At 40.7% G+C, this 11,940-nt stretch carries 9 protein-coding genes; 2 read left to right on the top strand and 7 right to left on the bottom strand.

The annotated features are described in order from the left end of the window. Nucleotides 1-2: 2 nt before the first annotated feature. The 7 genes from odhB to cdaS all read right to left on the bottom strand — a co-directional run bounded on the left by odhB (nucleotide 3) and on the right by cdaS (nucleotide 10,245). Nucleotides 3-1,259, bottom strand: a complete 1,257-nt coding sequence (odhB, locus tag N521_RS13810; protein ID WP_007500721.1) for a 2-oxoglutarate dehydrogenase complex dihydrolipoyllysine-residue succinyltransferase — start codon at nucleotides 1,257-1,259, stop codon at nucleotides 3-5. 14 nt (nucleotides 1,260-1,273) lie between these two features. Further along, nucleotides 1,274-4,108, bottom strand: coding sequence for a 2-oxoglutarate dehydrogenase E1 component (gene sucA, locus N521_RS13805; RefSeq protein ID WP_035391743.1), 2,835 nt, complete (start codon nucleotides 4,106-4,108; stop codon nucleotides 1,274-1,276). Between the two features lie 224 nt (nucleotides 4,109-4,332). Then, entirely contained in the window at nucleotides 4,333-6,249 is a 1,917-nt protein-coding gene (locus N521_RS13800) for a vWA domain-containing protein (protein ID WP_017367448.1), read from the bottom strand. 11 nt (nucleotides 6,250-6,260) lie between these two features. Then, nucleotides 6,261-7,139, bottom strand: coding sequence for an ATP-binding protein (locus tag N521_RS13795; RefSeq protein WP_017367449.1), 879 nt, complete (start codon nucleotides 7,137-7,139; stop codon nucleotides 6,261-6,263). Nucleotides 7,140-7,228: 89 nt separating this feature from the next. Then, a complete protein-coding gene (locus tag N521_RS13790) occupies nucleotides 7,229-7,807 on the bottom strand; it encodes a superoxide dismutase family protein (protein WP_035391741.1) in 579 nt (192 codons plus the stop codon). Between the two features lie 77 nt (nucleotides 7,808-7,884). Next, nucleotides 7,885-9,216: a C40 family peptidase gene (locus N521_RS13785; protein WP_035392632.1), complete on the bottom strand. Its 1,332-nt coding sequence runs from the start codon at nucleotides 9,214-9,216 to the stop codon at nucleotides 7,885-7,887. Nucleotides 9,217-9,618: 402 nt separating this feature from the next. Continuing rightward, complete coding sequence (gene cdaS / locus N521_RS13780) at nucleotides 9,619-10,245, bottom strand: sporulation-specific diadenylate cyclase CdaS (RefSeq protein WP_024718575.1); 627 nt, start codon at nucleotides 10,243-10,245, stop codon at nucleotides 9,619-9,621. 81 nt (nucleotides 10,246-10,326) lie between these two features. On the opposite strand from cdaS, the gene N521_RS19910 reads away from it, so the two are divergent. Then, nucleotides 10,327-10,452: a hypothetical protein gene (locus N521_RS19910; RefSeq protein ID WP_003215647.1), complete on the top strand. Its 126-nt coding sequence runs from the start codon at nucleotides 10,327-10,329 to the stop codon at nucleotides 10,450-10,452. Between the two features lie 59 nt (nucleotides 10,453-10,511). Then, the gene (locus N521_RS13775) at nucleotides 10,512-11,879 is read left to right on the top strand and encodes an MATE family efflux transporter (RefSeq protein ID WP_019743266.1); all 1,368 of its coding nucleotides are present in this window, start codon (nucleotides 10,512-10,514) and stop codon (nucleotides 11,877-11,879) included. Nucleotides 11,880-11,940 lie beyond the last annotated feature (61 nt).

Genomic DNA, 11,940 nt, shown 5'->3' with positions numbered 1-11,940 from the left:
GATTATCCTTCAAGCAATAGCTGTTCAGGATCTTCAAGTAGATTTTTAATCGTGACAAGGAACCCAACAGCTTCTTTACCATCGACAATACGGTGGTCGTATGAAAGAGCTAAATACATCATTGGACGGTTTTCAAAGCGTTCTTCATCAATTGCAACAGGACGAAGCTGAATTTTATGCATACCTAAAATTCCAACTTGAGGACTGTTTAAAATTGGTGTTGAAAGCAGAGAACCAAATGTTCCTCCGTTTGTGATCGTGAATGATCCACCTTGTAATTCATTGAGCGATAATTTGTTATCTCTTGCTTTTTTCGCAAGATGACCGATTTCTTTTTCAATTCCTGCAAATGATAGTCTATCTGCATCACGGACAACTGGTACCACAAGCCCTTCATTGGCGGCTACAGCAATACCGATGTCATAGAATTTTTTAATGACAAGCTCATCACCTTGAATTTCTGCGTTGAGAAGTGGATATTTTTTAAGTGCTGCTACCACTGCTTTTGTGAAGAAGGACATGAAGCCCAGTTTCACATCGTTTTGTTCAAGGAAGGCATCTTTGCGACGCTTTCTTAGATCCATGACAGCTGTCATATCGACTTCATTAAATGTTGTCAGCATCGCTGCCGTTTGTTGAACTTCAACTAAACGTTTTGCAATGGTTTGTCTGCGGCGTGACATTTTTTCACGCTCAACTGGTTTCCCTGCTTGATCATTTTGCACCGCAGCATTTGCTTTTGGCGCGGCTTTCGGTGCACTTGCAGGAGCTTCATTCTTTTGGTAAGAAGCTACATCCTGCTTTCGTACCCTGCCCAGCGGATCTGCGGTTGGAATCTCAGATAAGTCTAACCCCTTCTCTCTTGCTAGTTTTCTAGCTGCTGGAGAAGCGATCGTTCTGCCATTACCAGATTTCGGCTCTTCTTTTGCTGCCTCTTCTTTTTGTTCAGCTGCTGGTTCTTCTTTCGAAGCTGGTGCAGAATCTTGCTCAGGTGCTGGAGCTGCGGACTCGCTTCCGCCAGCTTCACCTGCTGCAATCGTTCCGATGACTTCTCCAACTTGGACAGTGTCACCAGAATCTTTCAGTACTTCTTTTAGAACACCAGATTCTTCAGCTGTCAATTCGACATTGACTTTATCTGTTTCAAGTTCTAACAGGTATTCCCCCTGCTCAACATAATCGCCCGGCTGTTTTAGCCACTGAGCAATTGTTCCTTCCGAGATTGATTCCGCTAGTTCAGGTACTTTAATTTCCGCCATTTTTCATTTCCCCCTTAGTTTTTGCGAGTCAAGCTATCAGATACAATTCGTTCTTGTTCTTTTTTATGAACAGTTGGATCACCCTCAGCCGTACTTGAACGTCTTCTGCGGCCGATGTAACGTACTTTTACTTTTTCAGATGCAATTTCACGTAAATATGGCTCAATATATCCCCAAGCGCCCATATTTTGCGGTTCTTCTTGCACCCATACGATTTCTTCTAAGTTCGTCAGTTTTGATAAAATGGCTTTAATATCTTTGGCTGGGAATGGATATAATTGTTCCACTCTCGCAATATGAAGCCAATCTTTTGAGTCTTCCATTTGAGTAAAACGATCACTAATATCGATCGATACCTTCCCGCTCGATAGCACAAGGCGTGTTACTTTTTCATGATCATGCACAAGGCCCGGCTGTTCAAGAACTGGACGGAACTGTCCATCTGTTAGTTCTTGGACTTCGGATAATGTGTTCGGGTTTCGAAGCAGACTCTTCGGTGTCATGATGACAAGAGGACGAATCTCTTCACGAAGCAGCATTTTCGCCTGTCTTCTAAGAATATGGAAGTATTGAGCTGCACTTGTCAGGTTCGCAACTGTCCAGTTATTCTCAGCAGCTGATTGCAAGAAGCGTTCTGTTCTTCCACTAGAATGTTCTGGACCTTGTCCTTCATATCCATGTGGCAAGAGCATCACAAGCCCTGACTTTTGTCCCCACTTGGCGCGGCCTGCTGAAATAAATTGATCAAAATACACTTGAGCCGCATTTGCGAAGTCTCCAAATTGAGCTTCCCAAATCACTAATGTTTCAGGAGAATAGACATTATAACCATATTCAAACCCGATGACAGAGCCTTCTGACAGTGGACTATTATGGACTGTAAATGATGCATTTGCATCACTCAGTTCATGAAGAGCAATGAATTCATCACCCGTTTGACTGTCGTGAAGAACAAGGTTTCTTTGAGCAAATGTGCCTCGCTCAGAATCCTGTCCGGTCATTCGAATCGGCGTACCGTCTTTTAATATAGATGCAAATGCCAGTGCTTCACCAAGTGACCATTCCACTTTGCGATCATCTGTAAACACTTTTGCACGTTTTTCAAGGATCCGCTTTAGCTTACCGAATACTTGGAAGTCTTTCGGCCAGCTAATTAATTCTTCATTCAGCTTTCTTAATACATCAAACTCTACAGATGTATCAACTGCAGGGAAGCCGTTAGATACAGGCTCTGGCAGTTCGATTTCTTGAATCGTATGTTCTTTCTTTGAAGGTACTTTTTTATAAGCTTCTTCAATTTTTGCCGTGACAGCCTGCTCAATTTCTTCTCTTTGTTCTTTTGACAGAAGGCCCTCAGTGACAAGCTTATCTGCGAAGATATTCTTGACCGTTTTGTGCTTTCTGACCGCATCGTACAGCATTGGCTGAGTAGTAGAAGGCTCATCCATTTCGTTATGGCCATATCTGCGGTAGCCAATCAAGTCAATTAAGAAATCCTTTTTAAACCGTTTACGGTATTCTACCGCCAGCTGAACAGCTGCTAAACAAGCTTCTGGATCGTCTGCATTGACGTGAACAATTGGAATCTCGAAACCTTTTGCAAGGTCACTAGCGTATTTCGTTGAACGAGATTCATTGCTTTCTGTGGTAAATCCAATCATATTGTTGGCAATGATATGGATCGTTCCCCCCACTTGATAGCCGACTAATTGACTTAAATTTAATGTTTCTGCGACAATTCCCTCTCCAGGAAATGCAGCATCCCCATGAATTAAGATGGCTAACGCTTTTTCAACGTCTTGAACTGGATAGCCTTTTTGAGTACGCGATTCTTGAGCAGCACGAGTGCTTCCTTCAATAATCGGATCAATAAATTCCAAGTGACTTGGGTTATTGGCAAGTGTGACTCTTGCACTCTTTGTATCTTCATCTTTGATTTGGCGGTCAGCACCGAGATGATATTTTACATCCCCTGTCCATCCGTAGCTGATGCCGATAGAGCCTTCTGATGGTACAAGCTCTTTATTAGGCGCATGCTGGAATTCTGAGAAAATGATCTCATATGGCTTTCCTAACACATGTGCTAATACATTTAAACGGCCTCTATGTGCCATTCCAATGTTAATATTTGAAGTCCCTTGTGTAACAGACTCGGATATAATTTCATCAAGTACTGGAACAAGTGCGTCTAATCCTTCTATAGAAAAACGCTTTTGTCCAACAAATGTTTTATGAAGGAACTGCTCAAATTGCTCGACTTCTGTTAATCTTTTGAGTACAGAAACTAGTTTATCTGCTGGTTTTTTCTTAAATAATTCACCAGACTCAATAGATTTAGAGAGCCAGTTGCGCTCTTCGAAGTCATGTACATGATCAAACTCAAATGAAATGGTACGCTTATACGTATTTCTCAAATGGTTAATGGCTTCTATGCCGTTTGAAATGTGTTTAGGTGCATCTGGACTAATAATTGATATTGGAATATTCTTAACGTCTTCTTCAGTTAAACCGTATTCCTTTAATGGAAACAGCTCTTGTAATTCCTTTTCTTTGCGAAGAGGATTGACGGAAGCATTTAAATGGCCATACGTTCTGATGTCTTCTGCCAGTTTAACGACTGATGCTATCTTTTGGATTTGTTCAGAAGTAACTACGCTATTTTCTTTTTTCCCAATTTCCTCCTTCATTTCACTCGGTGGTGCACCAAGTTCATCAAATATGCCTCTTATGTCTTCATCAACACTAGTAGGATCCTGGACATATTGATCGTAGAGCTCGAGCACGTAGCCGAGGTTCGGACCATGAAATTCTTCCCAACTCAACGGTTGTTTCACATCATTTTGAAACATTTTGAACACTACCCCCAACTTTGATCATCAAGTGATTGAACACTATCTCGATATAACTTCCAGAACACAATGACCAAATTTATGTAATAAAACGCTTCCAATCATATTCTACCACTGTTTCGGATTACTTTCTACATTCTTTGTTCAATTAAAGATAAAAAATTCAAAGAAAAACAAAAAATTTAAATCATTCCGAAAAATATTTTAAAGAAAGGGGCAAAACCTTATGCCCCAATGCTTTTATGCAGCAATTTCTTGAGTAATGGATATAGCACATCTGGCAATGTATCGACATCCGGTACAAAAATGCTGAACTTGCCATACATATCTTGGATCGTTTTCATCTGCGCCTCTTCAATCGGAGAATTGGATAAAAACACATTGATGACTTCAATTCCCTTTTTTCTCGCTTCGAGAACCGCTTCATGTGTATCCACGATCCCATTTTGTTCGTAGCTGAATGCAGCCGGCTCTCCGTCTGAGAAAACAATGAGGAACTTTTGCTCTTCTCTTCGTTTTAAAATCATTTTTGTCATTTGGCGAATCGCATAGCCGTCCCGGTTATCCTCTTCTGGCTCAAGTGACATGATGGATGGTCCTGCGTCAAATAAGGAATCTTTGAACGATACGACGGTGTTAAAGTAGTTCGGCTGACTTGTTTCAGTTGCGTCATTTGTATCTTCCCAGAACCCTACAATTTGATGAGGTACCTGCACTGATTTTAAAGCTTCATGAAACAGAACAATCCCTTTTTTTGTCTCATCCATTTTGTCAAACATACTCGCAGAACAGTCAACTAATAAAGTGAACACAGCATCAATTTGAGAAGATGGCGCTTGTTTTTTATAAAATAGTCGAGGATTGGACTCTGTAAAATAACGAATGAGCTTTTTACTGAGACGTCCTGCATGAAGATCTGTTTTTGGCCATGATTTTTTATGCTCAAGTGTTTTTTGAATCATTTGTTTTAAGCGTTTCTGATAAGGCTCGATTGCCTTTGCGTGCTGCCTGTACACATCTACTTGCTCTGGTGAAGGAGATTCTGGTGAAATCATGACTGGAAATGCATATTTGTTTTCTTTTCCATTCTCATGCGAATCTGCCCCGCTTTCTTCTCCTTCTGCCTCTTCTAGTGCTTCAAGCTTTGAATAGTCTTTTCGATGGGTTTGTTTGGCTGAACCTTGAACCGTTCCAAGCGCCTGATCTCCATCGTCACCTTCTCTTGCCGCATCTTTACCGAGATCGCTTTTACCACCGTGTTCTAAATCAAATTGAAGGAAACTTTTAGATGGTGCTTCCGTTTCTCTATGCCATACTTCCATATATTCATTATGGATGTCTTCATCCCCCTCTTTTTCCCGATCGACTTTTATATCCTCACTTAATTTTGGCTTTCTTTTGAGGTCATGGAAAAGCGGTTCTTTTGCCGCTTTTTCATAGTCCAATTCTGGGAAGAAAAAGTATGTGTTCAGCATATCCTTTTCAAGGAGCTCATCGAAGCCTTCTGTCAATTCCTTCACAATGATGGCGATATCAGATGTCGAGCGTGCGTCATATACACGTTCAAGACTTGACTCAATAAACGGAATCATTGGATCTATCCGCTCATGAAGGGGTGGAATTTCTTCAAGCGGAGATTCGGCTGTCAGCTTCACGTATATCGCACAAAAGAGTGCATCTGTTAAAATACTGCGCTCTTGGTTAATCGTTAATTGTGTTTTAAAGTGACGTCTGTAAAGCTCTCTTCTCCGTTTAAATACCTTTTTTGTTCCTGGGCGGTCACGTTTAATCCGCTCTTCAATGCGGATATCTTCAAACAGCATAAACAATTGTTTGCACACATCAGGAATGGATAATGTGTGGGCATAGGAAATGATGTCTTCAAACACTGTAAGATCGCTATACACTGTCCCTACTGCTCGCAGAAACACATCACTTTTTAGGCCTGCCATCATATCCTCTTGATGACGATCATCCCAAAAATGGCTGATGAAAATTTTCTTTTCAAACGGTTCATAGTACGATTGAACACCGTATTCAAGCTCCACATCATCACTTTTGGCAAGTGTTTTGGCTAAATCCGTTAATTCCATAAATAGAAATGAATCGATTCTGCTGTCATTAAATTTGATGAATTTCAAAAGTCAGAACCTCACTCGAATAATGTTTGAGCGATATTTCTTACCGCTGCTTTTTCCCGGTCATCTTCTAGCTTCTCTACAATTCCTCGTTCAATTGCACGAAGCGGCGGAATATATTGCGCAAGATCACATGTATCTAACAGTGCGCGAATGGATGCGGCTTCTTCACTGACCTGTCCATTGTGTGCTTGGACGATGAGATCTGATGAGAGCTGTACGAATTGATCGATTAACCGCTCATCCTTTAATACGGACTGAGTGTGCAGTACTTCTTTTAAAATGCCACCGCCAATGTAAGGAACTTCAATGACGACAAAACGGTTTTTCAGCGCTTCATTGAGCGGCACTGTCCCCACATATCCCTCATTGATTGCTGCAATCACGCCAAAACCTTCTTCTGCTCTAACGACTTCACCTGTAAATGGGTTTGTCATCATTTTTCTGTAATCAAGCACACCGTTTAAAATAGGCAGTGTTTCTGGTTTTGCCATGTTGATTTCATCAATATATAAAAGGTGTCCTTTTTTCATTGCTTTTGTAACGGGTCCTTCAATGAATTCTATAGAAGCAACTTGTCCATCATTATGGATGGTTTTATAGCCAATAAGACTTTCTGCATCAAGGTCAACTGAGCAGTTTACACTGTGCATCGGCTGTTGAAAGAAAGCGGATAAAGTTTCTGCTAGTTTGGTTTTACCTGAGCCCGTCGGTCCTTTTAACAGAACATTTTTTCCTAGGGCAAGTGCAATCATGGCATCTTGAATAATAGACGTATCTTGTGATTCATAGCCGCCTGTTCCGATAAGCGGACGAAATTCTTCTTCGAGAACTTTTCCTTTTGCTTCGATCATTGCTTGAATTTCTTCTGGGAGTGATGGTTGGTTAAACATATATGATTAATTCCTCTCTTCGATCATTTTCCTCACCAAGTATACTAAAAAAACCTTTATGCACTCAATACATAAAGGTTCGTCTTCTGTTATTTTACCATTTCTTTTGTGATGGCTCCGCAAGCAATGCGTTTCCCTGAGTTGCCAGAAGGGTTGCTTAAGTAATCATCTGCTTCTGCATGGATGATGAAACTTCGCCCGTTTTGATCAACCAATTGATTCGGGCCTCCCTTTAACGTCACATCTGGTACATTCACGACAACATCAATTTGTCCATCTGCCCCTACCTCTAAATTAGGCATATCTCCAGCATGATGCCCTTTTGGGTTGTCGAAGCCATGCTCTCTATGGGTCGGATTAAAATGTGCACCTGCTGTTTCAAAATCTGGCGTTTCACATATTCCTGTTTCATGAATATGAAAGCCGTGAGGACCTGGTGGCAGTCCTTTCGCTTTCACATGCAGATCCAGCCCATTTTCTGAGGACTCTCTTATTTCAATGCTCCCTATTTTTTGCCCGCTTTCGTTTATGAGTGACGTTGTGACTGGTGCTTGTTTAGGTGCGGCAACTTCTCTTGTTTCTTCTGTCGTTTCTTTTTTCGGCGGTGCATGACATGCTGATGCGGTAAAGATCAAACATATCATGATCATCCACACTGACTTTTTCATTTATGACTGCCCCCTTTTGATATCAGTATGGACAATCACAGCAACGGGCAAACAAAAAAAGCCGAAAATCGGCTTTTTTAGAAGAAACGTTTTGCGCCTAGGTAGGCTTTTTTCCAATAAGGATTGCTTAAGTTTGAAATTCCTACTCCGCTGTCACTTGCATGAAGGAAATCTCCTCCACCTAGGTATAGTCCCATATGAGAAGGACCTGCTTTGTACGTTGTGAAATAAACAAAATCTCCAACTTGTGGTGTGCTGACAGGCGTCATCATATTCCAGTATCCTGCTGTACTCAATCTAGATACTGATGAAACCTTATTAATGAGATAGTAAACAAAGCCGCTACAATCAAATCCAGCTGGTGTATTGCCACCCCATCTGTAAGGAATGCCTGTGAGTTTTTTACCTTCTTGAATCATTGTCGTGATTTTTGCATTCATTGGAACGTCAGTTTTATTATTGTTGACCGGTGTTGTTGAACCGTTTGACGTAGAACCATTAGATCCAGTTGAACCGGAAGCTGTTCCGTTGATTTTTAATACTTGTCCAATTCTCAGCACATCACTTTTCAAGCTGTTTGCTGTGCGGATTGATTGAACCTGCACCTTAAACTGATTCGCAATTTTCCATAATGAATCACCTGATTTAACCGTATAAGATGTTGTTTTACTACTTGAAGACTGATTGCTGTTTGAAGGCGTGCTAGGTTGAGCAGGTGCTTTCGGCTGACTTGGTTTTGACGTCACCGTTCCTTTTACCTTCAATACTTGATTTGGATAAATCATATCAGATTTTAGCGAGTTCAATGTTTTAATTTCACCAATCGACATATTTAACGAATTGGCAATTTTCCAAAGTGAATCGCCTAATTTCACTTTATATGTACTAGATGCTGACGACGAACTATTAGAATTCGTTGATTTGTTACTTGAGCTAGAATTAGATGTTGAGTTTGAATTTGTGGACTGGCTGCCGCTCGTTTTCGTCGTTCCAGACACTTTCAGCTTTTGTCCAGGACGAATGAGGTCACTGTTTAAGCTGTTCAAACTTTTCAAACTTGCAACTGACATTTTGTGATTCTTCGCAATCAGCCATAATGAATCCCCAAGCTTGACTGTATAGCTAGATGTTGTTGAAGCACTTGATTTCGTTGCTTTTGAACTTGTTGATGAGCTGGATTTTGAACTTTTTGCACCAGGAATCTTTAAGCTTTGTCCTGCAAAAATCATCGTCGTTTTTAATTGATTAAGAGATTGAAGTTCCGAAATACTTGTGTTGTACTGTTCGGCAATCTTCCAAAGTGAGTCACCGCTTTTCACCTTGATCGTCTGTGCTTCTGCCGGTGCAGCAATAACAGCTGAGCCTGCGATCGCTGAAACTGTGAGGCCGGTTACTACTTTTTTCTTCATAGATAAATCTCCGCCTTTCATGATTTCGTTCCATAAGACTTATGTACTAGTTTTGAGTTTAGCATTTAATGGTTCTGCTTCTCTTGCACTATTTTATCTTTATTTCTATTATATTACTCGACATGAAGACGTTGGGCAATACTAAATAGGTTAGAGCAGCAAACTCAAAATGCTAAAACAAAGCCATATCGTTTCTATCGGCTGTTTGCTGTATTTATAAACAATTTTTAAGGAATTTTTAAGTTGACGTTTAGAAATTTGTCAAAACAAGCACGTTGCTAGTTTCATAGTTCTATTCTACATGACAAATTTTTCTGTATCAAATGACTTTTTACTTAATTGCCTGTTTTTTCTTCTCAATAAAAAAAGCACCCTTCCCAATGAAGAATGCTGTGTTCATGTTTACTTTCTGATTTCTTGATCTTTTACAGTTAACGGATAGAGGACGCCTTCTTTCGCAAACGACATTTTCCCTGTTTCTTCTGATACCACAAGAACAAGGGCATCGGTCATGCCAGAAAGTCCAATGGCTGCCCGGTGTCTTGTGCCAAGAGAAGGGCTGACTTTTTTTGAGGTGAGCGGTAGAACGTTTGCAGCGGAAACAAGCGTATTTTCTTTTACTAAAAGAGCGCCATCATGAAGTGGGTTTCCAGGATAGAAAATGCTTTCTATTAATGATGCGCTAATTTTCGCATGGAGGTTTGTCCCTTTTTGTATATAATCCTCAACCTCATCTCTCCTTTGAATCACAATCAGTGCGCCATGCTTTTGTTTTGATAAGTTCTCAATGGCTAAAGAAAATTGAGCAAAACCTGGTGTGAATTCTTCCATATATGCTTGTAAATAAAACGAGGAAGCCTCTGCATGCATTTCATTAAACTGATCATGCAATGATTCGAGTTCACAAAGAAGGCATTGTTCGGTCTGGTCAAGCGAATCGACGATTTTCCTTGCATCCATCATAATTTGCGTCAAATGAGATTTCATTTCTAACTTAAACATCGCTTCTTCATTTGTGCGATTGATCATCTCACCATGTCCCTCCTTCTTTCGCTTGTGTCATAAAATAACAAATTGTGCACATTCTATTTGTATGGAGGTGAATTCAATATGACCATTCAAAAAGTGATTCAATATGCTTGCAGCATTTTAGGTGTTGTCAGTCTTTCTTTTATTTATGCCCAAATGTTCAAAAAAACGAAGCCCTCAAAGAAAAATAATCCGACAGAGAATTGATTTTTTTACATAGCATGATATAATTCCTCTCGTTATTTCTGTTCAGAGAGGAACTTATGATGAGAGAAACGAATAGTATTCGAGCAAAGTTGGCACAATTTTTAACCATATTGATTCCGATTTTAATTACACAAGCAGGTCTTTCGCTCATCACATTTTTAGACACGGTGATGTCTGGAAAAGTGAGTGCAGAAGACCTAGCAGGTGTAGCGATCGGTTCGAGCATTTGGACACCTGTTTATACTGGCCTCGCTGGCATTTTAATGGCTGTTACCCCTATTGTGGCTCAGCTGATGGGCGGCGGCCGCAGGGAAGACGTTCCTCGTGCAGTCTTCCAGGCCATTTATTTATCTTTTCTTTTAAGTATCGTGGTGATTGTTATTGGATCGTTGTGTGTTCCTTTTATTTTAGGGAGACTTGGGCTTGAACCATCCGTAGAAACCATTGCCCGTCATTTTCTCAGCTTCCTTGCTATTGGGATCATCCCGCTTTTTGGTTATTCAGTCATGAGATCGTTCATTGATGCATTAGGAAAAACACGTGTAACGATGTTCATTACGTTAACCGCACTTCCTATTAATTTTGTTTTAAATTATCTCTTTATTTTTGGAAACTTTGGGTTTCCAAAGCTTGGCGGTGCAGGGGCAGGTCTTGCATCTGCGCTGACGTATTGGGCGATTTTCATCATGAGTATTTGTATTGTCATCAAAGCCGAACCGTTTGCATCCTTTCGGTTGTTTCAGACATTACCTCGTTTTAACGTCTCCCGAATGGGTCAAATACTGAAAATCGGTATCCCTATTGGGTTTGCGATCTTTTTTGAAACAAGTATTTTTGCAGCTGTCACGCTCTTAATGGGTCACTTTGATACTGTGACAATCGCCAGTCACCAAGCAGCGATGAACTTTGCTTCTATTTTATATATCCTGCCGCTTAGTATCTCAATGGCTTTAACGATTGTTGTAGGTTTTGAAGCCGGTGCCATGCGATATAAAGACGCAAAAAGCTACAGCTATATTGGCATTGCAACAGCTGTTTTGTTCTCATTATGTACTGCAGCACTCATCTTGTTATTTAGACCTGAGATCGCTGGTTTATATACAACTGAATCAGCTGTTTTACAAATGACACAGCACTTTTTGATGTATGCGATCTTTTTCCAGCTGTCTGATGCGATCGCTGCACCCATTCAAGGGGCTCTGCGCGGCTATAAAGATGTGAATTACACACTGATTGCTGCGTTTGTCTCTTACTGGGTCATCGGCCTTCCAGCTGGCTACTTGATTGGCACGTATACCTCATTTGGAGCGTTTGGTTATTGGGTTGGGCTGATTACTGGGCTTGCCGCAGGTGCCATCGTCCTATTTGTTCGTCTCAGGTTGATTGAAAGACGTATGCATTCTGATACAACAGGAAAAGGCAGCTGACTTCAGTCAGCTGCCTCAGGCTGTCGAGAAAATCTCGACAGCTTTATTTTTTTCCTTAAAT

It is taken from the genome of Bacillus sp. UNC125MFCrub1.1 (assembly GCF_000701305.1).
Classification (GTDB): domain Bacteria; phylum Bacillota; class Bacilli; order Bacillales; family Bacillaceae; genus Bacillus; species Bacillus altitudinis.
The sequence above is the reverse complement of the archived record's forward strand: the minus strand, read 5'-3'. Positions and strand labels throughout refer to the sequence as shown.